This is a genomic window from Kitasatospora sp. NPDC048715 (assembly GCF_043198905.1).
GTDB lineage: Bacteria > Actinomycetota > Actinomycetes > Streptomycetales > Streptomycetaceae > Kitasatospora > Kitasatospora lactacystinica.
The window spans coordinates 264,860-285,874 of the sequence record NZ_JBICVH010000015.1; the positions used below are offsets into that span (position 1 = coordinate 264,860).

General features: G+C 74.4%; 19 protein-coding genes. 10 read left to right on the top strand and 9 right to left on the bottom strand.

Going from position 1 to position 21,015, the window contains the following annotated elements; all coding sequences use genetic code 11:
- Positions 1-20: 20 nt before the first annotated feature.
- The 7 genes from ACGFSC_RS27465 to eccB form a co-directional block, all read right to left on the bottom strand.
- On the bottom strand, positions 21-320 hold the full coding sequence (locus tag ACGFSC_RS27465; RefSeq protein ID WP_359899434.1) for a hypothetical protein: 300 nt from the start codon (positions 318-320) through the stop codon (positions 21-23).
- Positions 313-762, bottom strand: a complete 450-nt coding sequence (locus ACGFSC_RS27470) for a YbaB/EbfC family nucleoid-associated protein (RefSeq protein ID WP_359899436.1) — start codon at positions 760-762, stop codon at positions 313-315. The genes ACGFSC_RS27465 and ACGFSC_RS27470 overlap by 8 nt, the downstream gene beginning before the upstream one ends.
- 141 nt (positions 763-903) lie before the next feature.
- The gene (locus ACGFSC_RS27475; RefSeq protein WP_359899437.1) at positions 904-3,198 is read right to left on the bottom strand and encodes a hypothetical protein; all 2,295 of its coding nucleotides are present in this window, start codon (positions 3,196-3,198) and stop codon (positions 904-906) included.
- 94 nt (positions 3,199-3,292) lie between these two features.
- A complete protein-coding gene (locus tag ACGFSC_RS27480; RefSeq protein WP_359899439.1) occupies positions 3,293-3,661 on the bottom strand; it encodes a hypothetical protein in 369 nt (122 codons plus the stop codon).
- Between the two features lie 23 nt (positions 3,662-3,684).
- Positions 3,685-3,993: a WXG100 family type VII secretion target gene (locus tag ACGFSC_RS27485; RefSeq protein WP_359899441.1), complete on the bottom strand. Its 309-nt coding sequence runs from the start codon at positions 3,991-3,993 to the stop codon at positions 3,685-3,687.
- Between the two features lie 32 nt (positions 3,994-4,025).
- Positions 4,026-4,352 (bottom strand): hypothetical protein, encoded by a 327-nt coding sequence (locus ACGFSC_RS27490; protein WP_359899443.1) that lies wholly within the window; start codon positions 4,350-4,352, stop codon positions 4,026-4,028.
- Positions 4,353-4,427: 75 nt separating this feature from the next.
- Positions 4,428-5,978, bottom strand: coding sequence for a type VII secretion protein EccB (gene eccB / locus ACGFSC_RS27495; protein ID WP_392864063.1), 1,551 nt, complete (start codon positions 5,976-5,978; stop codon positions 4,428-4,430).
- A 274-nt stretch (positions 5,979-6,252) separates the two neighbouring features.
- On the opposite strand from eccB, the gene ACGFSC_RS27500 reads away from it, so the two are divergent.
- From ACGFSC_RS27500 to ACGFSC_RS27520, 5 genes are all read left to right on the top strand, one after another.
- Entirely contained in the window at positions 6,253-7,788 is a 1,536-nt protein-coding gene (locus ACGFSC_RS27500) for an NAD(P)/FAD-dependent oxidoreductase (protein ID WP_359912568.1), read from the top strand.
- Positions 7,785-9,236: a glutamate-cysteine ligase family protein gene (locus ACGFSC_RS27505; protein ID WP_359912565.1), complete on the top strand. Its 1,452-nt coding sequence runs from the start codon at positions 7,785-7,787 to the stop codon at positions 9,234-9,236. Before ACGFSC_RS27500 ends, ACGFSC_RS27505 begins: the two co-directional genes overlap by 4 nt.
- Positions 9,237-9,399: 163 nt before the next feature.
- A complete protein-coding gene (locus ACGFSC_RS27510) occupies positions 9,400-9,645 on the top strand; it encodes a hypothetical protein (protein ID WP_359912562.1) in 246 nt (81 codons plus the stop codon).
- A gap of 149 nt (positions 9,646-9,794) precedes the next feature.
- Positions 9,795-11,000 (top strand): MFS transporter, encoded by a 1,206-nt coding sequence (locus ACGFSC_RS27515; RefSeq protein WP_359912559.1) that lies wholly within the window; start codon positions 9,795-9,797, stop codon positions 10,998-11,000.
- Positions 11,001-11,139: 139 nt separating this feature from the next.
- Complete coding sequence (locus tag ACGFSC_RS27520) at positions 11,140-11,877, top strand: class I SAM-dependent methyltransferase (protein ID WP_359912556.1); 738 nt, start codon at positions 11,140-11,142, stop codon at positions 11,875-11,877.
- A 21-nt stretch (positions 11,878-11,898) separates the two neighbouring features.
- On the opposite strand, the gene ACGFSC_RS27525 is transcribed toward ACGFSC_RS27520, so the two are convergent.
- Entirely contained in the window at positions 11,899-13,272 is a 1,374-nt protein-coding gene (locus tag ACGFSC_RS27525; protein ID WP_359912553.1) for an FAD-binding oxidoreductase, read from the bottom strand.
- A gap of 328 nt (positions 13,273-13,600) precedes the next feature.
- Here ACGFSC_RS27525 and ACGFSC_RS27530 point away from each other — a divergent pair, with 328 nt between their 5' ends.
- The 5 genes from ACGFSC_RS27530 to ACGFSC_RS27550 all read left to right on the top strand — a co-directional run bounded on the left by ACGFSC_RS27530 (position 13,601) and on the right by ACGFSC_RS27550 (position 19,333).
- Positions 13,601-14,446, top strand: coding sequence for a ferritin-like domain-containing protein (locus ACGFSC_RS27530; protein ID WP_359912550.1), 846 nt, complete (start codon positions 13,601-13,603; stop codon positions 14,444-14,446).
- A gap of 176 nt (positions 14,447-14,622) precedes the next feature.
- Positions 14,623-16,533, top strand: coding sequence for a RiPP maturation radical SAM C-methyltransferase (locus tag ACGFSC_RS27535; RefSeq protein ID WP_359912547.1), 1,911 nt, complete (start codon positions 14,623-14,625; stop codon positions 16,531-16,533).
- Positions 16,533-17,165 carry a DUF5825 family protein gene (locus tag ACGFSC_RS27540; protein ID WP_359912544.1) on the top strand — a complete coding sequence of 211 codons (633 nt, stop codon included), beginning with the start codon at positions 16,533-16,535 and terminating at the stop codon, positions 17,163-17,165. Before ACGFSC_RS27535 ends, ACGFSC_RS27540 begins: the two co-directional genes overlap by 1 nt.
- Positions 17,166-17,168: 3 nt before the next feature.
- The gene (locus tag ACGFSC_RS27545) at positions 17,169-18,491 is read left to right on the top strand and encodes an MFS transporter (RefSeq protein ID WP_359912541.1); all 1,323 of its coding nucleotides are present in this window, start codon (positions 17,169-17,171) and stop codon (positions 18,489-18,491) included.
- A gap of 89 nt (positions 18,492-18,580) precedes the next feature.
- The gene (locus ACGFSC_RS27550) at positions 18,581-19,333 is read left to right on the top strand and encodes an SDR family NAD(P)-dependent oxidoreductase (RefSeq protein WP_359912539.1); all 753 of its coding nucleotides are present in this window, start codon (positions 18,581-18,583) and stop codon (positions 19,331-19,333) included.
- 79 nt (positions 19,334-19,412) lie between these two features.
- Here the strand turns inward: ACGFSC_RS27550 and gndA are convergent, their stop codons facing one another.
- A complete protein-coding gene (gene gndA / locus ACGFSC_RS27555) occupies positions 19,413-20,867 on the bottom strand; it encodes an NADP-dependent phosphogluconate dehydrogenase (RefSeq protein WP_359912536.1) in 1,455 nt (484 codons plus the stop codon).
- Between the last annotated feature and the right edge of the window lie 148 nt (positions 20,868-21,015).

Below are 21,015 nucleotides of genomic sequence, written 5' to 3' on the forward strand. Positions count from 1 at the left end.
ACGGCGGGCCGGAGGCCTCGTCAGGCGTTCTTGGCGTCCTGGTCGGCGTCGTTGAGGATGTTGGAGGTGTTCGTCCCGCCCCTCCCGGCGCTCTCGACCGTCTTCCGCACCTTCTTGAACAGCGCCGTGATCGACGTGGTGGGCTCGTCGACGTTGTCGTGGTACGTCGTGCCGATCTCGTCGTTGCCGGCCGAGTTCTTGTTGTACGCGTTGATCTCCCCGGTCTTGACCTCGAACTCCTGGAAGAGGTCGGACAGTTCGGGGTACTTGGAGAACTTGTCGGTCAGGTCCGACAGCGCGGTCAGCCTCGGCTTAGCCACGGAACTCCTCCTGCCGGTCGCGCTTGCGCCGCTCCTCGGCCGCCGCCGCGTCGGCGAACCCGGGCCGCATCTGCCGCAGCGGGGCGAAGAGGTCGTCCAGTTCGGTGCCGCCGGTCATCGAGGCCGCCAGGGTCTCGCCGAGGCCGCTGAACCCGCTCATCGTCTCGGCCACCCGGTCGCCCATGTCGGCCCGCGCGGTGTTGAGCACGTCGATGAGGGCCTTGGACAGCTCGCCCGGGGCCATCGAGCGGTAGGCGGTGGTGTGGAAGGTCAGCGACACCACCTGTCCCTGCGCTCCGACCACGGCGGTGACCAGCCGGTCCTTGGAGGTCACCGAGGCGGTCGCCGTCTCCAGCTCCTTGGCCGCCGCGGCCATCCTGGCCTGCTGTTCCCCCAGCGCGGCCATCGCCTGCTCGATCTGTGCGGTGAACGGGAACTCCACGCCCGCACCTCCCTCTCTTCCCGAGGGTGCGTCCCGGGCCCGGAGGTGTCGGGCCCGGGACGCACCGGTCCATGGGGTCGTACGGTCCTCTCTACGGCTGCGCCCGCCCGCCCGGTTCGACTCCGGCCGCGAGCGCCCCGATCAGCGGCCGATGACGCCCGTCACCGCACCGGAGTCGGTGCCCCAGACCTCCTCGTCCTCGGACAGCCAGGTGGTGCGCTGGCGCTCCTTCTCGCCCTGGCCGCCGGCCGCCCCGGCACCGGCCCCGGCACCCATCGGCGGCATCATCGGGCCGCCCATGCCGCCGGTGCCGCCCGTGGTCGAGATGCCCCGGCCCATCAGCTGGGACTCCTCGGCGGCGGCCGTCGCGGCCCGTCCCGCGGCGGAGCGGCCGGCCTGCGCCTCGGCGGCGAGTTCGGCGACCTTGGCCGCGTCGCCCATCACCGCCGACCGGCCGCCGATGCCGATGGTCGGCGGGCCGGACGCACCGATGCCGCCGATGCCACTGCGGCCGCCCGAGCCGCCGAACGACTGGCCCGCCAGGTCCGAGCCGCCCTTGAACGAGGTGGTGATGCCACCCGTCCCGGTCCCGGTGGAGATCCCGCCGAACGACGGCAGCCCGGTCCAGTTGCTTCCGGTGGAGATCCCTCCGCCGGGGTAGCTGACGCCGGTGCCGGGACGGCCGGCGATGATGGCGTGCGCCTGGTCGTTCATCAGCTGCTCGAACTGGGAGACCGGCCTGCCGTCCGACCCCCGGACGATGCCGTCCTTGTCGATCGTGTCGTCCTTGCCGAGCACGACCGTGTTGCCGTTGGCGTCCTTCAGCAGGTTGCCGTCCGGGCCGGTGACGGTGCCGTCGTCGTTCCGCTTGGAACCGACCGGCACCTTGAACGCGCCCCCGCCGGTCGTGCTACCGGTGCCCGGCACGGTGGTCGGCTGGCTGACCGTCGTCCCCGGGGGAACGATGATCGGCTTGCCGTCCTTGCCGAGCACCGGCTTGCCGTCCGGGCCGATCACCTCGCCCTTGCCGTTGACGGTGCTGCCGGGCGGCACGGTGATCGGCTTGCCGTCCTTGCCGAGGACCGGCTTCCCCTTGCCGTCCAGCAGCGTCGACTGGCCGCCACCGGGGCCCTTGTTGCCACCGGTGCCGCCGGGGTTCCCGGGCACCGTGGTGGGCGGTGGGGGCGGGATCTTGCCCGTGCCGGAGCCGCCCCCGGGTCCCTTCTTGTCCTTGTTGTCACCGATCCCGCCGGTGCCGCCACCGCCCGCACCGCCGCCCGCGCCACCGCCCGCGCCGCCGTCACCCGCGCCGCCGGTGCCGGGCGGCGGCTTGGGGCCCTCCTGGGTCGGCGGCTTGTCGGCCGGCAGCCACTTCTGCGGGGGTTCGAGCTTCTGGAGGACGGCGGCGGCGTGCGCGTACGCCGTCTTGAAGGCGGCCATCACCTCGGTCGCCTGCTTGTCCAGGACGATCTCGATCCACGAGGTCCAGATCTTCTTGGAGATCTCGTCGATCCACGCCTTCAGGGCTTCCTTGTCGTCCGGCGACGGAGCCGCTCCGGTGGCCGCGAACTTGAAGGTGCGCGTTCCGTCGCTGTTCTTGGTCATCGTCGGCGTCACGTAGGCCGTGGCCGCGCCGAAGGCCGAGTGGACGCACTCGGAGGGCCAGGAGAACGACACCACCTCGTCGTCGTTCTTGAGCTTCCAGAGCGTCCCCGACTCGAGTCGGTCCTTCGGGACCGCCCGCCAGGCGGCGTAGCCGCTGTACAGCCCCTTGTACGCGGCGCGCAGCGCCTCCGCGGTCTCGCGCAGGCACTTCGCCTTGGCGTCGGCGTCGTCGCCGAGCTCGACGTGCACCTGGATGAGCTGGTTCCGCAGCCCGATGAGGACTTCCTTGAACCGGCCCGCCGCGCTGCCCTGGAACTCGCTGCCGGCACCCTCGACGCCGTCGGCCCAGCCCTGGACGATCCCCTGCTGTTCCTTGACCCAGGTGTTGACGGCCGAGATGACCGTCGCCGCCTGTTCGAAACTCGGGGCGCTGGTGCGGTCGTTGTAGCCGTTGCCCCAGATCAGCGGTCCGAGGATGTTGTCCGCGGCGTGCCCGAAGTGCCCGAGCGGGGTGTCGGTGTCGCCGGCGGGCGGCTGGAGCTGCCAGAAGTTCCAGTCGACCGTGACGCCGACGATCGTGCTCCACTCGTAGGTGTCGTCGCCCTTCGGGTAGACCCACTCGGCCCACATGTCGAAGCCGGCCTGGCCCTCGTCCTTCTTGTACGGCTTCAGTGCGTCGTTCGTCGACTTGAGGGTGCTGCTGACCCGGATCCCGGTGATCCACGGTTTGCCGATCACCGTGTCCCGGCTCGTGATCGAACTCTGCGTCGAGGCCGCGAACGCCGTCAGGCCGTCTTCCCACGGATAGTGCTTCGGTGCTGTTTCTGCCATGACTTCCTCCCGGAGGCACACGGGGCGGAGCGGGAACGGAACGGGTGTCGGTCCGGCCGCCGGACGGATGGTCCGCCCGACGACCGGGGAGCGCTCAGCCGGTGCTGGTCGGGGGCTTGGGAGTGCCGCCGCCCAGGACGTCCTTGAAGAGCTCCATCGTCTCCGCCTCCGTCAGGCTGTGGTCCTCGCCGTCCGCGAACATGACGCCGGCCATCTCCAGATCCAGCTTGGTGTGCTTGGCCTCGGTCTGGATCGTGGTCAGTGCGTCCTTCACACTGCCCATGAAGGCGTCGACGCCGGTCTTCAGCGTCTGGATCTCCAGCACACTGGTGTTGCCCGGCAGCACGGGCGGACAGGTCTGCACCGCGTTCGCCTCCGTGCCGAGGTCGATCCGGAAGGTCTCCAGATTCGTGGCGAACGCCTTGAGGCCGCTGGTCGAGACCTTGATCGTGGTTTCACCCATGGGGAGCGCCTCCGCCCTCTCGACTAGCCGAACTGCTTGCGCGCGCTCTGGTCGGCCTCGTTCATGATGTGGTGCATGTTGGTGAGCTTCCCGCCGGCGGCGATGATGTCCTGGTTCATCTGTCCGGCGTTGGCCGTCACGGCCTGCTTGAACTCCGTGAAGGCGTCGGCCGCGGCACCCTGGAAGTTTCCGCTCTCGGTCAGGGAGTTGAGCTTCCGCTCCACCTCCCACAGGGCGTCGTCCATCAGCTGGCCCGCCTGGCCCAGCTCGCTCGCCGCCTGGGCGACGGTCTCGTGGTGGAGCTGGATGCTCCCGAAGTTGTCCATCGACATGTGCTCGTTCCCTTCCTCTCCGTGGCGCGCCGTCAGGCGCCGTTCAGCGCGTCGACGATGCCGTCGGCCGCGTGCAGCCGGGCCTCTTCCTCGGCGTGGCTGAGGACCTGGTCGGCGACCTTGGTGGACTCCGCGAAGCGCTCGAACGCGCCGATGACCGTGTGGTAGCGCGTCATCCAGTCCTCGACCTTCTGCTGGAAGGTCGAGCTGGCCCCGGAGATGTATCCGCTGGCCAGTTCCTGCTTGATCCGCTCGACCGTGCGGCCGGCGGTGATCATGCCCTCGATCTGCTGCTCGATGTCGGACAGCGCCTTGCGGATCGCCTCGTCCTGTTTGTTCAAGTTCGCCGGCGTGCTCACCAGGTGCTCCTTTCTCTCCGCGCGCCGGTCGCGCGCGGCTCTGATCGACTCAACGGGACCGCCGCGACCGGCGGTTCAGCCGCAGGTCGCCGTCGTGGCGGCGGACACGGCGGCGTCGAGCGCAACGCCCGCGACGGGCACGCCGGCGGTTCCGGGAACCCCTGGGGTGACCGCCGCGACGGTGGGCGCGCCCGAGGCCGCGGCGTCCGCCAGGGCCGCCGGGTCGAGGCTCGGGCCGGCCGGCAGCAGGGCCACCACCGCGGCCGGGACGGCGACCGGCGTCGCGCCGCCGTAGCCGAGCTGCTTGACGACCGCCGCCGAGGGCAGCGGGTAGCGCACCCCGGCCTCGGTGACCAGGTACTCGGTGCCACCGGCGCCGGCGCCCGACAGGGCGCGCACCAGGGCGCCGCGCCCCGGCCGGACGGCGATCCGGTCGGCGACGGTGCAGGCCGCGCCCGCCGCACCCGCCGTGCCGCCCGCCGGACCGGCCGGGGCCGCCGGGGGGCGGCCCTCGTAGGCCCGGCCGGCGGGCAGCACGGTGACGGCGGTGGTCGGGGCGCCGGCGCCGGTGTGCAGGTCGGCGCAGACGCCCTCGCCGTGCAGCGGGGCGACCAGCGTCGGCGGCGCCTCCGGGAGCCCCGGGGGCGGCGGTCCGCCGGGCGCGGTGTGCCCGGCGAGGTCCAGGGCGCCGATCGGCGCGGGCGCCGGGGCCGCGCTGCCGTACGCCTCCTTCTGGGTGCGCGGGTCACCGAGCAGCAGGGCGTACAGGGTCGGGGTGAGCGGGGCGAGGCCGTCCTTGGTGAGCAGGTAGTGCGCGCCGCCGGGGGCCTCGAAGAGCTGGCCGATCCGGGTCGGCTTCCCGCCCAGCGCCGGGCCCGCCTCGCCGCGCCGGGCGACGGCGGGCGCCGCGAGGTCGGGCCCGGCCGGCAGCGCGTTCAGCACCCCGGCCGGCACCGGGAACGGCGTCGCACCGCCGTAGCCGAGCGCCTGGAGCGCCTGGTTGGCGGTGTCGACGCGCAGCCGCTGGCCCTGCCAGAGCAGATGCGTCGAACCGTCCGGGGCGGCGACCAGCAGACCCTGGCCGGGCGCCAGCGCCCGCCCCTCGGCCGCCGGGTCCACCAGCAGGGCGAGCTTCGGCACCGGGGTGCCGGCCGGGCCTGGCTGGGCGGTGGCGCAGACCAGCCAGGTGCCGCCCGCCAGGTCGGCGGCCGGCGGCAGCCCGTCCGGGGCGCCGACGATCCCGACCGGGGCGCCGCGCGGCGCGTCCGCGATCGACGCCCGGCTCACCTGCCGCACCGTCATCTGCTCACCGGCCAGCAGCCTGGCGCTGGTGTCGTTCAGCACCGGGTGCAGCTGCCCGCCGATGGACAGGTACCGGGCACCGGTCTCCTCGACCACCACCAGCGTGCCGGGCTTGGCCCAGCCGTCACCGCCACCGGGCCGGATCACCCCGTACACCGTGACGCCCAGCCCGATCAGCACCCCCACCGCCAGGCCCGTCATGGTGCCCCGGGTGGTGCGCCCGGTGGGGGTGTCCGGCGCGTCGGGCTCCGCCCGCAGCATGCCCGAGGCCAGCCTGCTCATCACGAACAGATGTGCCTGCACCTGGTCGCGTCGGGACTGCATCCAGTTCCTCCCCGGTTCCTCACGGACGCACCCGCTGCTTCGCGGCCGCACCGCTGCGCGCGCCCACTACGGTCCTACGGCCCCCCGCACCGGCCGGGTTCACCGCCGCCGCCCGGGCCCACCGGGGCGGGGCGGGGTGCACCAGGACGGGGCCGGGCGCGCCAGGACCGGGCCGGCCCCCGCCCGTCACTCGCATCGGCGCCGCGAAGTGGCATGCCCGGGGTGCCTGGCCGAGGCTGGGGCGGGGGTCCCGCCTCAGAGGGGTACGGTGCCGATGTTCGAGACGAGCTTTGCCTTCCCGCGTTCGCTGGAGGAACCCGTGGCCGGCGCCCGGGGCCGGGTGGCGGTGGTCGGGGCGGGCGTCTCCGGGCTGGTGTGCGCCTACGAGCTGCAGCGCCGCGGGTTCGACGTCGTCGTGTACGAGCGGGCGAACCGGCCGGGCGGGCGGGTGCGCACCCACCGCTTCTGGGACGGCACCCACGTGGACCTCGGCGCCATGCGCATCCCCGGCAACCACCACTGCGTGCTGCACTACGTCTCCCGGTTCCGGCTGGCGACCCGCCCCTTCGTCAACGCCAACCCGCACGCCTACTACCACCTTCGCGGCCGGCGGGCCCGGGTGCAGGACGTCGCGACGCTGTTCCCCGCGTACGAGCTGCGCCCGGCCGAGCGGCAGCCCCCGGGCCCGGTGCTGGACCACCTGCTCGGCTCGGTGTGGCGCACCCTGACCGTGGAGCAGCAGCGCCGCACCCTGGAGGGCCATTGGGACGACCCGGCGCTGGAGCGGGCGGCCTCGGTGTCGCTGTGGCAGTTCGTCCACGAGCACCTGTCGCAGGACGCCTGGGACCTGGTCGGCCACGCCACCGGCCTCGCCCACTACGAGCAGTCCTCGCTGCTGGAGGTGCTGGTCGACTACTTCGGCCTGTTCCACCGCGGGCAGGTCGAGCTGGTCGACGGGCTGGAGGCGCTGATCCACGCCTTCGTCGGCTCGCTGCGCCCCGGCACGCTGCGGCTCTCCACCCAGGTCGACGAACTGACGCTGACCACGGACGGCGTCCGGCTGCACGGCCGGCGGATCGGCGCCCGGCTGCACGAGGACGTCGACTACGTGGTGTGCTGCGTCCCGGCGCCCGCGCTCGACCGGATCACCGTCACCCCGGGCCTGCCGCACGCCCAGCGGCACGCCATCCGCGGCATCAGCTACGCGAGCAGCATCAAGACCGTCCTGCACCTCACCCGCCGCCGCTGGGAGCTGGAGGACGGCATCCACGGCGGCGGCAGCTTCACGGACCTGCCGATCCAGCAGTGCTGGTACCCGTCGGACAACGCGGTGCGGGCGAAGAAGGACGGGGTCAACGGCGGTTCCGGCCCCCGCTGGGCGGTGCGCGACCCGCTGCGCTCGGCCGAGCCGACGGCCCTGCTCGGCGCGTACCTGTGGGGTGCCAACGCCCGCCGCTTCGCCGCACTGGAGCCGGCGGACCGGGACGCGCTGGTGCTGGACTGCCTGGAACGGCTCCACCCGGGCATCACGGGGGACGTGGACGACATCGTGCACTGCAACTGGGACGTGCAGACCGGCATGGGCGGCGGCGCCTTCGCCCACCTGACGCCCGGCGAGCACACCCGCTACCTGTCCGTGCTCGGCTCCCCGCACCCGGCGGGGCAACCGCGGATCTTCTTCGCCGGCGAGCACCTGTCCGGCGCCCACGCCTGGTGCCAGGGCGCGGCGCAGTCCGCCCTGGGCGCGGTGGGCGCGCTGCTCGACCGGGCCGGGCACCCCCGGGTCGCCACCCGGGTGGGGGCGGTGTGACGGAGGACGAGGCCGGTCCGGCTCCGGACCCCGCCCCGGCGCCGGACCTCGCGGACCCGGACCCGACGGACCCGGACCCCGCCGCGGACCCCGCCGCGGGCCCTGGCCCGGCTTTCGGCCGGGCCGAACTGCTGGCCCCGTTCCGGCCCGGCCGCGGCGAACTGATCGGCATCGAGGTCGAGTGCGGCCTGGTCGACCCGGTCACCGGACTGGCCGCCCGCTACGACGGCGAGCGCGGCGTGCTGGCCGTCCTGGAGGCCGTGCTGGCCAGGTGGGGCGGCGAGCGGCAGGAGGACGCCGGACGGCTCACCGGGGTCCGGCTCCCGGACGGCAGCCAGATCACCCTGGAGCACGGCGGCCAGATCGAGTACTCCTCGACGCCCGTCCCGTCCGTGGCCAAGGCGGTGGACGACATGCGCGCCGCCCTGGAGCAACTCGCCGAGCTGGTCGGCCGGTTCGGCCTCGCCCTGCTGCCCGGCGCCTACCTGCCCTTCGACCGGCTCGCCGACATGCGGTGGGTGCCGATGACCCGGGGCGCCATCATGCGGGACTACTTCACCGGGCTCGGCGAGCCCGGCAGCCGCGCCCGGTACGTGATGGCCCTGTCGCTGTCCACCCAGGTCACCCTGGACTACCTCTCCCCCGCCGACTTCACCCGCAAGCTGCGGATGCAGACCGCCGCCGCCCCGGTGGTCTCCGCCCTGCTCGTCAACTCGCCGCTGCAGGAGGGAAGCTCCTCCAGCGGACGGCTGTCCCACCGGTGCTGGGCCTGGCTGCGGATGGACCCCCGCCGGGGCGGAGTGCTGCCGCCCGCGCTGCGCCCCGACGTCACCGTCGGGTCCGTCGTCGACTGGGCGCTCGACATCCCGCTGATCCACTACCGCACCCCGGACGGCCGCTACCACCCGGCTCCACCCGGGCGCACCTTCGCCGAACTGCTCCGGCACGGCTACCCGGACGGCTCGCGGCCGACCCCGGCCCACTGGAGGTCCCACCTCAACCAGCTCTGGACCAGCACCAGGGTCCGCGACACCCTGGAACTGCGCGCCTCGGACGGCCCGCCGTACCCGTTCGTCCCGGCCGTCCCCGCGCTCTGGGCCGGACTCAGCTACCACCCCGCCTCCCTCTCCGCCGCCTGGGAGCTGCTCGGCCGCTACACCCTGCACGACCACCGGGCGGCGCTCGCCGAGCTGCCCGCCCTCGGCCTGGCCACCCGCCTCGGCGGCGACCCGGTCCGCCCGCTGGCCGCCGAGCTGCTGCGGCTGGCCCGGGCCGGCCTCGCCGCCCGGATCGCGGCCGGCCTCGAACCGCCGCACGTGCTCGGGTACCTGGACCCGCTGGAGGAGATCCTCGCCACCGGACGGACCTTCGCCGAGCAGTGCCGCGAGCGCTGGCACGGGGACCTGCGCCGCGACCCGGCCCGCTACGTCGCCGCCTACCGGGTCTGACGCCCCGGCGGACCCCCGGCGCCCCCCGGCGGACACCTCCGCGTCAGCAGTTCGTCAGCGCGGTGTCAGCAGCCCGTCAATCCGGGCCGCGGCGGCCGCGAACCGGCGGAAGCTGGACGGACCGCACCTGCACGACCCGCAGGTCCTCCCGGAGGTGAGCCGCATGTCCGTCCTCGCTGGGTTCCGTTCCGTCGTCCCCGACGTGCCCCGCCACGGCCACGGCCTGCGCACCGCCGTCGCGCGGGTGCTGGACCGGCTGGCCGCCAGCCCGCTCGACAACACCGTGCTCGGCGCGATCGGTACGCCCCGCCCGTCCGGCCGCCCGGCCGGCCTGCGCGCCCGGTGGCGCCCCGCGCCCCGGCCGGACGGCACCACCGCCCTCGAAGCCACCTGGCACCCGGACCGCTGACACCGCCCGACAGCCGTCCGAGCGGCGGTCCGAACGACCGTCCGAGCGGCGGTCCGCGCCCGGCGGCGGCCCGGCGCGGACCGCCATTCGGCGCAGCGCTCCCCCGCACGGCACGGCCCCGGCCCGGGGTGCGCGCCTATGGTGGGCGAATGACCGATCGTCGGACCGCCCGGCCCGGCATCGCCCGGGTGGGGCACCTCGTCGCCGCCGCCGCTTTCGCCGTCTGCATGGCGGGCACCACCCTGCCCACCCCGCTGTACGGGCTGTACCAGGAGAAGCTCGGCTTCTCCGAGCTGACGGTGACGGTCGTGTTCGCCGTGTACGCCTTCGGTGTCATCGGCGTCCTGCTGCTGATCGGCAACGTCTCGGACTCCGTCGGCCGCCGGCCCGTGCTGCTCTGCGGGCTGGTCTGCTCGGCGGCCAGCGCCGTGGTCTTCCTCACCGCGGACAGCGTCGCCCTGCTCTGCCTGGGCCGCCTGCTGTCCGGGTTCTCGGCCGGCCTGTTCACCGGCACCGGGACGGCGTACGTGCTGGAACTCGCCCCGCCCGGGCACCGGGCCCGCGCGGGCTTCGTCGCGACCGCCGCCAACATGGGCGGGCTCGGCTGCGGGCCACTGCTGTCGGGCGTGCTCTCGCAGTACGCGCCCAACCCCCTGGTCCTGCCGTTCGTCGTGCACCTGGGGCTGCTCGCCGTCTCGTTCGCGCTCACCTGGCTGCTGCCCGAGACGGTCGCCGGGGCCCGCCCGCTGCGCACGGCCCGGCCCGACCGGCCGTCCCTGCCGCCGGAGGTCCGGCGGGTGTTCGTACCGGCCGCGGTCGCCGCCTTCGCCGGCTTCTCCCTGCTGGGCCTGTTCACCTCGGTCAGCCCCGCCTTCCTCGCCGTCGACCTGGGGGTCCACAACCGCGCGGTGATCGGCCTGGTGGTCTTCACGGCCTTCTTCGCCTCCACCCTCGGCCAGCTCCTGGTGCCCCGGCTCGGCACTGCCCGGGCGATCCCGCTGGGCTGCCTGGTGCTGATCGCCGGGATGGCCCTGCTGGCCGCCTCGCTCGCCCGGGAGACCGTGCTCCCGCTGGTGCTCAGCGCCCTGGTGGGCGGCGCCGGGCAGGGCATGGGCCTGCGCGGGGCGGTGGGCGAGGTGGCCGCGGCCGCTCCCGCCGAGCACCGCGGCGGCGCCCTGTCGGCGCTGTTCGTGGTCGCCTACTTCGGCATCTCGGTCCCGGTCATCGGGGTGGGCCTGCTCACCGGACCGCTCGGTCTGGCCCACGCGGGCCTGGTCTTCGCCGCCTGCATGGCCGTGCTCGCCGCGGCCTCCGGCGTCTACCTGCTGCGCCAGGCGCGCCGCGTCGGGAGCTGACCCCCGCGCGCCCCCGTACGCGCCCGTCGCGCGCCGCCCGCGCACGCCCGCCGGGTGCCGCCCGCACCCGCTTGCCGCGCGGGCCGGGTGCCGATAGACACGATCCAGACACGTTGCGTGACACCCGGAGGTCCCCGCCATGAGCGTGACGAACCGCTACCTGGACGCCTGGGAGGGCTTCTGGCGCGATGCGCCCGAGGAACCGGGCGCGGTGATCTGGGACGCCGAACCGGCCCTCGGCGCCGAACGCCACCTCACCCTGTTCCGCCCCCACCTGGCCGACCCCGCGCTGCCCGTCGTCGACCTGGGCTGCGGCAACGGCACCCAGACCCGCTTCCTCGCCGAGCACTTCCCGCTCGCCCTCGGGGTCGACCTGTCCGCCGCCGCGGTGGACCGCGCCCGGCGCGGCGACCCCGCCGGGCGGGCCGAGTTCACCCGCTTGGACGCCACCGACGCCGAGGCCGTCCGGGCCCTCCACCGGCGCCTCGGCGACGCCAACGTGTACGTGCGCGGGGTGATCCACCAGAGCGAGCCGGCCGACCGCCAACGCGTGGCCGAAGGCATTCGCATCCTGCTCGGGGCCCGCGGCCGGGCCTTCGTGTTCGAGCTCGCCGAGGCGGCCAAGGGCGTGCTGGAGGCGCTGGTCCGCGGCCCGTCCGGCCCGCCCCCGAAGCTGCGCCCCGTGTTCGCCCACGGACTCGCCCCGGCCGAGGTCGCCGACGCGGTCTTCCCCGAGCTGTTCCGCGCGGCCGGACTCGACGTCCTCGCCACCGGTGAACTGCCGCTGGCCACCACCGAGTCCGCCCCCGACGGCGCCCGGATCGAACTGCCCGCGCACTGGCTGGTCGCCGGGCCGCGCGGGTCCGCGCCGCTCTGAGCCCGGCGCGGCCGACACGCCCTACTCGGGCCGGATGTTCAGGTTGCCGCGCAGGACGTTCGCCGGGTCGTAGGCCTTCTTCACGGCCGCGAGCCGGGCGTAGCGCTCCGGGCCGTAGATCTCCCGCGCCTTCCGGTCGCCCTCGCCCTGGACGTAGTTGGCGTACGCCCCGCCGGTGCCGAAGGCCTCCAGGCCCTCCACCGTCGCCCGCGACCAGGCGATGTGCTCCGCGTCCCGCGCCGGGTCGGTCCAGTGCGCCTCCGCCGTCACCTGGTAGGGGGCGGCGCGGCCGGGGAAGGCGGAGCCCTCCTCGGGGACGTCCGCGATGGCCCCGCGCAGGAACTCGAAGTCGATCGAGCAGAGCGCGGACGGGTTGGCCCTGGTCGCCTCGACCAGCCGGGCCACGGCCTCGGGCGAAAGATCCTGGAGGTAGCGGGACTTGACGAAGTACCGGTCGCCCTTGGGCTCGCTGCTGTCGCCGAGCGCCTGCAGCTGCGGGTAGGTCATGGGGATGCTGACGCGGGCCGCGGGCGCGACCTCCCGGTAGAGCGCCTCGGTCTGCGCCCGGCCCTCCTCCGGGTCCCCGGTCCACACCGCCAGGAGCAGCAGCGCGTGCCGCCCCCGCAGGTGCTCCGGTATCCACTCCTGCTCGCCCGCGCGCTTCAGCCCGCCGACGACGTGCAGGCCGGCCGGCTGCCGCGCGGTGTATGCCCGGTAGGCGGCCAGGGCCTCGGGGACGTCGTCCAGCGCGTGGACGCCCATGCTGAAGAGCGCCGGTCCGACCGGGCGCAGCCGCAGCGTGAAGCGGGTGACCACGCCGAAGTTCCCGCCGCCGCCGCGCAGCGCCCAGAGCAGTTCGGGGTGGCTCTCCTCGGTGGCCTCGACCACCGAGCCGTCGGCGAGGACGACCTCGGCGGCGAGGATGTGGTCGCAGGTCAGGCCCCAGCGGCGGGCGAGCCAGCCGTATCCGCCGCCGAGGGCCAGTCCGCCCAGGCCGGTGTGGGAGATGACGCCGGCGGGGCAGGCCAGTTCGTACGGCGCGGTGGCCCGGTCGAGGTCGCTGAGCAGGCAGCCGCCCTGGGCCTCGGCGGTGCGGGCCTCCGGGTCGACGGTGACGGCGCGCATCGGCGACAGGTCGATCATCAGCGCGCCGTCGGCGACGGCGCTGCCGCCGACGTTGTGGCCGCCGCCGCGGACGGTGACGTCGAGGCCGTGGGCCGCCGCGTGGCGCAGCGCCTCGCTCACGTCCGCCGCGGTGCGGCAGCGGGCGATGCGGGCGGGGCGGCGGTCGTGCATCCCGTTCCACACCGCGCGCGCCTCGTCGTACCCGGCGTCGCCGGGGCTCAGCCAGTGCCCGGGCGGTGTCGCCCGTGGCAGAACGTCGTCCTCCGGCATGGCGGCACCCCCCGTGATCGATGCATGGCGTACACACGATAGGCGGCCCGTCGACATCGCGTGCGTGAAGGTTTGATGATCCATCAGGTTTCGGCCATCCTCCGTTCCGGGCCGAACCCTCCCGGACGGGTCACGCCGGCGACCCGGCCGGTCCCGATCGCCGCTGGTCAGCCTCGGACCGCCCGGCGGAGCGCTCAAGTCCCGCCGCGGACCGGGATCTTGGCGCATTTGCGGGGCCGGAGCGACGAAAGCGCTCGAACAACGGGGCCCGCCGTGTTTTGCTTCCCTGCACATGACATCGGTCGGCACGACGGCAACGGGGTGAGGGATGGCTGGGACCGAAGGCGCTCCGGACCGGCCGCGTCCGTCGGGCGTGGCCCGCTACCGCGCCCGCGGCGTCCCCGGCCTGCACGACCGCTTCATCCGCGACGCCCGCTCGCACGACTGGGAGCCGGCCGAGGTGGTCCACCGGGCCCTGCGGGACCGGACCGCGACCGCCCAGCCCTCCGAGCTCTCCTGGCTGCTCGCGAGCGGCAGCACCTACGCCGAACAGGTCGGCATGGACGTGGCGGCGGGCCTGCTGCACGCCTGCCCCGAGGGCGACATGAAGCTGGTGCTGGCCACCGCGGTGGCCGACGAGGCCAAGCACTCGGCGGTCTTCCACCGCTACGCGCACGCCGTCGCCGGGTCGGTCAAGGATCCGGGCGACGCCGTCGAGGAGCTGTCGCGCGACCTGTGGTCCCTGGACGACTACACCGCCCGCTTCCTGGCCCACACCCTGGCCGAGGGCTTCGCCGCCGACGAGTTCCGCTGGTTCGACGAGGGCCTGCGCGAGGAGGGCCTGGGCGAGGTGTACCGGCTGGTGCGCCGCGACGAGTCCCGCCACGTCGCGCTCGGCATGGCCTACCTCACCCACGGCCCCGGCGCGGACCGACTGCGCCGCATGCCCGCCGAGTTGCTGCTCGCCGCCGAACAGGTGGTGGAGAAGCACAACGACGTGGACAAGCTGGCCGCGCTGGTGCACCGGCTGCTGCCCGGTACTCCGGCACCACGGGTCGCCGCCTGGCTCCGGGCGCGGCACGCCACCCGCATGCGGGTGCTCCTGAACGTCCGGGACGACCGGCAAGAACTGTCCCGGCGCCGAAAATCCACGCGAGAACACATGGAGGTGTGATGGAGATCAAGAAGGTTGCCGTCCGCGCTGAGACCAAGGCGGCCAACAAGTACAGCGTGAGCACACGTCGCGCGAGCAAGTAACGAACACTGGTTGTACCGAGGCGGCCGCACCCCGGTGGTGCGGCCGCCTCTCCACTGTCCTCCTCACCGTCCGAGAGTCCGAAAGGCCAGGGAATGCGTATCGCGCTCGTCTCCATGCCGTGGCAGGCCCTGGAGATGCCGTCGCTCCAGGTCGGTCTCCTGCACGCACTCGTCGCCCGGGAACGGCCGGCCGACGAGGTCGCCGAGTACCACGGGTGGCTGCGCTGGGCCGAGTTCCTGCTGGAGCACAGCGACGGCGAACTGACGCCCACGGAGTACATGACCGTCGCCGACGACCAGGTGTTCGACGGCTTCGGCGACTGGGTCTTCTCCGGCAGCCTCTACGACGACGACCAGTGGGGCACCGAGCAGCTCACCGCCTACGCGGCCCGCACCGGATCGTCGATCGACAGCCTGCTGCGGATGCGCCCGCACGCCGCGCGGTTCATCGCCGAGGCCGCCCGGGAGGTGCTCGCCACCGACCCCGACGTGGTCGGCATGACCACCACCTTCCTGCAGAACGTGCCCTCGCTCGCCCTCGCCCGGGAGATCAAGCGCCTGCGGCCCGAGGTCGTCACCGTGCTGGGCGGCAGCAACTGCGACAGCGTCATGGGCCACGCCCTGCACCGCAACCACCCCTTCCTGGACCACGTCGTGCGCGGGGAGGCCGAGAAGACCTTCCCGGCGCTGCTCGCCCACATCGAGCGCGGCACGGCCCCCGCGGACGTCCCCGGGGTCTGCTGGTGGGACGGCGGCACCTCGCGTGCCAACCGGGAGGCCCGCGGCACCGTCCCGATCGGACTGCTGCCCAGCCCCGACTTCGACGCCTGGCAGGAGTCCTTCGACTCCTCCCCGGTGGCCGAGTTCGTCGAGCCCAAGCTCGTGGTGGAGGGTGCCCGCGGCTGCTGGTGGGGCGAGAAGCACCACTGCACCTTCTGCGGGCTCAACGGCAGCCTGATGGAGTTCCGTTCGAAGAACGGCGAGCAGCTCTGGTCCGAGATCGAACGGCTCGTCCAGCGGCACAAGTTGCTCGATGTCATCACGGTCGACAACATCATCAACATGGACTACTTCCGTGACTTCCTGCCACGGGCCGCCGACAGCGGGTGGGACCTGCGCATCCACTACGAGGTGAAGTCGAACCTCAGCCAGGACCAGATCGCCCTGCTGGGCCGCGCCCGGGTCACCCACGTCCAGCCCGGCATCGAGAGCCTGAACAGCCGGGTGCTCGGTCTGATGGACAAGGGGGTCACCGGCGCCCGCAACGTCCGTACCATGCGGGAGTGCGAGAACCACGCGCTCACCTGCGTCTGGAACTACCTCTACGGGTTCCCGGGCGAACGCGACGAGGACTACACGGAGATCATCGACCAGATGCCCGCCCTGCGCCACCTCCAGCCCCCGGGCGGTGCCACCCGCATCGCGCTGGAGCGGTTCAGCCCGCACTTCACCAACCCCGCGCTGGGCTTCACCGAGCGCCGCCCCGCCGACATCTACCAGCACGTCTACCAGCTGCCGCGGGAGGAACTGGAGGACCTGGTCTACCTGTTCGACGCCCCGGCCACCGGCATCCAGGGCGAGCTGGAACGACGGCTGGCGGAGGAGATCGACCGCTGGACGGAGGCCTACCCGTCCTCCCGGCTCCTGCTCGAACCGGCCGCGGACGGCGGCGACGGCGGCGAGGAGGGGGACCTGCTCGTCCACGACGAACGCGAGGGCTGGCCGCGGCGCACCCACCGGCTGACGCACTGGCGGGCCGCCGCGTTCCGCGAGCTGGAGCACGGCCGCACGCTCCCCGCCCTGCACCGCCGCCTGGCCGAGGCCGGGTACGAGGTCCCGCTGGACACGCTCACCGACTGGGGACGCGAACTGCTCGCGCACGGACTGGTGTTCAAGGACGACGACACCCTGCTCGCGCTGCCCACCCGGGCGGTGCCGGTGCGCGCACCCGACCTGGGCACCGCCTTCCCGGCCGCCCTCCCCACCCCCGAGGAGGTGGCGTGATGCCGATCGCCAAGCCCTCCCTCGCGGCGCCGGACCTGCCGGACCTGCCGGACACGGTCCCCCACCGGCTGGACGGCCGGCTGGTCGTCCTCGCCGCGCCGGTCCCCCTCGGCGCGGGCGGGCGGCCCGCCGCCGAGGCCGTCCGGCTGCTGCGCGAGTGCCAGAGCCACGTGCTCCCGGTGCGGTGGTCCCTGGCCCCGGACGACCCGGCGCTGCGGGACCCCTCCGCCGCCGACTTCGCCCTCCACCACCTGCACCACCTGCCGCCGCCCGCCCCGCAGGATCCCGGGACGGCCGACCCCTCCGGGGCCGCGGAGGCCGGACCCGCCCTGGCCGAGTGGCGCTCCGCCTACGCGTACGGACGGTTCTACTACCGGCAGGGACCGGGCTTCCTCCAGGTCAGGGACCGCCGGGACCCGGACGCCTCGGCCCGCTTCGCGCTGGACCACCCCGACCTGGTGGCCACCTTCCGGGCCTGCCTGACCCCCACCGCCCTGGACGACCTCAGCAGTACGGGCCGTGAGGCCGTGTCCGTCCTGGCGTCCGAAGGCCTCGTGCTCGTCACGCGGGGCTGGGCGGTGACACTGCCTCCACGCATCCGCCACTGGACCGTGCCCGACACAGGAGTCTGATACATGGGATCTTCCACGGCCGAGGAGTCGTCCGTACCCGCGGAGTCCGGCCCGCCCGCGACCCCGCCCCCGGCCCCGGAATCCGTGCCGCTGCGCCGGCACCGTCCGCTGCTGCTGCTGGTCACGGAGCAGATGACCAGCTCGGTGGGACGCCAGGTCACCGCGCTGGCGCTGCCGCTGCTGGCCATCGCCCACCTGCACGCCGGCCCGCTGGGCGCCTCGGCGCTGATGGCGATGACCTACCTGCCCGGCGTCCTGCTCAGCCCCCTCATCGGCGTCGCCGTCGACCGGGCCCGGCTGCGGCGGATGCTGGTCTCGCTGTCCTGGCTGCAGGTCCCCGCCATCGGCAGCGTGCCGCTCGCGGCCGCGCTGGACGGCCTGACCTGGCCCCACCTGTTCGCCGCGGCCGCCGCCTCCGGGGCGCTGAACTCCGCCCAGAGCGTCGCGCTGCAGTCCTGTCTGCCCCGCGTGGTGCCCGCGGAACGCCTGCTGCCGGCCAACTCCTCGCTCACCGGCGCCCGGACCATCGGCCTGATCGGCGGGCCCGCGCTCGGCGGCCTCCTGATCAGCGTGATCGACCCGGCCCCGGCGCTGCTGGTCGAGTGCGCCGCCTACCTCGTCGGCGGGGCCCTGTTCCTCGCGCTGCCGACCTCCCTGAACCGGCCGGCGAACGCGGGCAGCGGCGCGCGCTCCCGCCTCGAAGCCCTGCGGGAAGGCCTGGCGGTCATCCGGCGCGAGACCCTGCTGCGCCGCCAGGCCCTGGCCGCGGCCGGACTCAACCTGGGCGGCGGGGCCGGCGGCGGCCTGTTCGTCCTGTACGCCGACCGGGAACTCCAGCTGCCCCCGTGGCAGCTCGGCGCCGTCTACGCCGCGTACGCCGTCGGGATGGGCTCCGGTGTGCTGGCCGCGACCTCCGTCACCCGTTCGCTGGGCATGGCCCGGGCCATCCGGCTGTGCGCCGTGGGCGCGGGGGCCGCCCTCTTCCTCATCCCGGCGGCCTCCCTGGGGCTGCCGTTCCCGGTCCTGGTGCTGTACCAGCTGCTGTTCGGACTGCTGGCCACCGTCTGGTCGATCGCCATGACCACGGGACGCCAACTCGTCACCCCCGCCCACCTGCTGGGCCGCGTGAACGCCTTCCTCCAGGCCGTGCTGACCGCCACCCTGCCCGTCGGCGCCTTCGTCGGCGGGTGGCTGGCCTCCCGGGTCGGCATCGTGCCGGTGCTGGTCGGGGCGGCGGCCGTCGCCCTGGCGGGCGCGAGCAGCCTCTGGTTCCCGCGCGACATGCTCGCCGAGATCGAGCGGGCGGCGGAGCGGAAGAAGGCCTGAGCCCGCCCCCGGGTCCCGCCGGCCCCTGAGCTCCGTCGTCCCCGCACCCGTCGTCCCCGCACCACGTCCCCCGAGGAACAGGAGGCCGCATGTCCGGCGAAGCGGGAACCGTGCTGATCACCGGAGCGAGCAGCGGCATCGGAGCGGCCACCGCGCGCCGGCTCGCCGCCCGCGGGCACGACCTGGTGCTGATCGCCCGGCGCGAGGATCGCCTGAAGGCGCTGGCCGCGGAGCTGTCCGCCGACCACGGCACCGCCGCCGTCGCGGCGCCCCTGGACCTGGAGCGCACCGACGAACTGGCCGACGCGCTGACGGACGTCCTCGCGGCCCTGCCCGGCCCGCTCGCCGGCGCGGTGCTGGCGGCCGGGCACGGCCGCGGCCACGGACCGGTGCGGGAGGCCGACAGCGCGCCGTGGGAGTCCCAGCTGCGGGTCAACCTGCTCGCCCCGATGATCGTCACGCGCCGGCTCCTGCCCGAACTGGACGCCCGGGGCGGGGACCTGGTGCTGGTCGGCTCCCTGTTCGGCACCCGGCCCTCGCCCGGCTACGCGGCCTACGCCGCCACCAAGCACGGGCTGGCGGGCTTCGTCCGCTCTCTCGCCGAGGAGGAACGGCCGCCCGGCGGCTGCCGGATCTGCCTGATCTCCCCCGGCGCCACCAACACCGAGTTCGCCTCGGTCCTGTCCGGGGCCGCCGCCCCGCGCGTCCACGAGGTCACCGACTGGCCGTACCACCCGCTGCTCGCCGAGGACGTGGCGGCCGCCGTCGCATGGGCGATGGGCCGCCCCGGCCACGCCCGGATCGCGGAGATCACCCTCGACGCCGCCGACGCCCGGTACTGAGCCGCCCCGGTACCGAGCCGCCCCGGTACCGAGCCGCCCCGAGCGCGCGGCCACGAGGGCCGGGCCGGCCGGTGACGCGCTACGCCGTCCCGCCGTCCGTCCGCACCTCGGGGCGGCCGGGCTCGGCCCAGCGCGTGTGGAAGCTGCCCGGACGGTCGGTGCGGCGGTAGGTGTGGGCGCCGAAGAAGTCGCGCTGCCCCTGGATCAGCGCGGCGGGCAGGTGCTCGCTGCGCAGGGTGTCGTAGAAGGCGAGCGCGGCGGAGAAAGCCGGCACGGGGATGCCGTGCTGGGCCGCGCCGGCCACCACCGTGCGCCAGGCCGCCTGGGCGTCGGAGACCTCGGCCGCGAACCGCTCCTCGGCGAGCAGGCTGACCAGGTCGGGGTTGGCGGCGTGGGCGGCGCGGATCCGGTCGAGGAACGCGGCGCGGATGATGCAGCCGCCGCGCCAGATCCTCGCCACCGCCCCCAGGTCGATGTCCCAGCCGTACTCGGCCGCGGCGTCGCGGATCATGGTCCAGCCCTGGTCGTAGGCGATGACCTTCGACGCGTAGAGGGCCTGTTCGACGTCGCGGGTGAAGCGCTCGGCCTCGTGCGGGCGCAGTTCCTGCCGGGTCCCCCCGGGCAGCGGCCGGTAGGCCGCCCGCAGTTCGGCCCGGGCGGAGGCGACCCGGGCGAAGGTGGCCTGGGCGATGGCGGTGACCGGGGACCCGAGGTCGAGGGCGGTCTGCACCGTCCAGCGTCCGGTGCCCTTCTGCTCCGCGGCGTCCTGGACGATGTCGACGAAGGGTCTGCCGGTGGCGGCGTCGGTGTGGGCGAGCACCTCGGCGGTGATCTCGATCAGGTAGGAGTCGAGCCGCCCCTTGTTCCAGTTCCGGAAGGTCTCGGCGATCTCGGCCGGGCTGTACCCGCCGACCTCCCGCAGGAGGTGGTAGGCCTCGGCGATGAGCTGCATGTCGGCGTACTCGATGCCGTTGTGCACCATCTTCACGAAGTGGCCGGCCCCGTCGGTGCCGATGTGGGTGCAGCACGGATCGCCGTCCACGTGGGCGCTGATCCGCTCCAGCATCGGGCCGAGGACGGCGTAGGACTCGGCGGAGCCGCCGGGCATGACCGAGGGGCCGTGCAGCGCGCCCTCCTCCCCGCCGGAGACGCCGCTGCCGACGAAGTGGATGCCGCGTTCGCGCAGCGCCCGCTCCCGGCGGCGGGTGTCGGCGAAGTGCGCGTTGCCGCCGTCGATGATCATGTCGCCCGCTTCCAGCAGCGGGGCGAACTCCTCGATGACCTCGTCGGTGGCCTGCCCGGCCTTCACCATGATCAGGAGCCGGCGGGGCCGTTCCAGCGCGGCCACCAGCTCCTGCGGCGAGCCCGCCGGGACGAACGCTCCCTCGTGGCCGAACTCCTCGACCAGCGCCGTGGTCCGTCCCGGCGTGCGGTTGTGCACCGCGACCGTGTAGCCGTTGCGGGCGAAGTTCCGCGCCAGGTTGCGGCCCATCACCGCGAGCCCCGTCACGCCGATCTGTGCGGATGCCTCCATGGGCGGGTGCTTCCTTCCTCGGGGAGTCCCCCGGCCGGGCCCGCGGGTCCTGCGCCGCGGCCGCCCGGGCCGGCCGTACCCATGCTCACAACCCGCGCCCTCCCGCCGCGCGGGGAACTCCCCCGTTCAGGTGCCCCGGGCCCGCGGC

What these genes read in the sequence shown, in the direction of transcription:
- ACGFSC_RS27475 (WP_359899437.1), bottom strand. Translation starts at nt 3,198, where the DNA reads ATGGCAGAAACAGCACCGAAGCACTATCCGTGGGAAGACGGCCTGACG.
- ACGFSC_RS27480 (WP_359899439.1), bottom strand. Translation starts at nt 3,661, where the DNA reads ATGGGTGAAACCACGATCAAGGTCTCGACCAGCGGCCTCAAGGCGTTC.
- ACGFSC_RS27485 (WP_359899441.1), bottom strand. Translation starts at nt 3,993, where the DNA reads ATGTCGATGGACAACTTCGGGAGCATCCAGCTCCACCACGAGACCGTC.
- eccB (WP_392864063.1), bottom strand. Translation starts at nt 5,978, where the DNA reads ATGCAGTCCCGACGCGACCAGGTGCAGGCACATCTGTTCGTGATGAGC.
- ACGFSC_RS27500 (WP_359912568.1), top strand. Translation starts at nt 6,253, where the DNA reads ATGTTCGAGACGAGCTTTGCCTTCCCGCGTTCGCTGGAGGAACCCGTG.
- ACGFSC_RS27510 (WP_359912562.1), top strand. Translation starts at nt 9,400, where the DNA reads ATGTCCGTCCTCGCTGGGTTCCGTTCCGTCGTCCCCGACGTGCCCCGC.
- ACGFSC_RS27515 (WP_359912559.1), top strand. Translation starts at nt 9,795, where the DNA reads ATGACCGATCGTCGGACCGCCCGGCCCGGCATCGCCCGGGTGGGGCAC.
- ACGFSC_RS27520 (WP_359912556.1), top strand. Translation starts at nt 11,140, where the DNA reads ATGAGCGTGACGAACCGCTACCTGGACGCCTGGGAGGGCTTCTGGCGC.
- ACGFSC_RS27525 (WP_359912553.1), bottom strand. Translation starts at nt 13,272, where the DNA reads ATGCCGGAGGACGACGTTCTGCCACGGGCGACACCGCCCGGGCACTGG.
- ACGFSC_RS27530 (WP_359912550.1), top strand. Translation starts at nt 13,601, where the DNA reads ATGGCTGGGACCGAAGGCGCTCCGGACCGGCCGCGTCCGTCGGGCGTG.
- ACGFSC_RS27535 (WP_359912547.1), top strand. Translation starts at nt 14,623, where the DNA reads ATGCGTATCGCGCTCGTCTCCATGCCGTGGCAGGCCCTGGAGATGCCG.
- ACGFSC_RS27540 (WP_359912544.1), top strand. Translation starts at nt 16,533, where the DNA reads ATGCCGATCGCCAAGCCCTCCCTCGCGGCGCCGGACCTGCCGGACCTG.
- ACGFSC_RS27545 (WP_359912541.1), top strand. Translation starts at nt 17,169, where the DNA reads ATGGGATCTTCCACGGCCGAGGAGTCGTCCGTACCCGCGGAGTCCGGC.
- ACGFSC_RS27550 (WP_359912539.1), top strand. Translation starts at nt 18,581, where the DNA reads ATGTCCGGCGAAGCGGGAACCGTGCTGATCACCGGAGCGAGCAGCGGC.
- gndA (WP_359912536.1), bottom strand. Translation starts at nt 20,867, where the DNA reads ATGGAGGCATCCGCACAGATCGGCGTGACGGGGCTCGCGGTGATGGGC.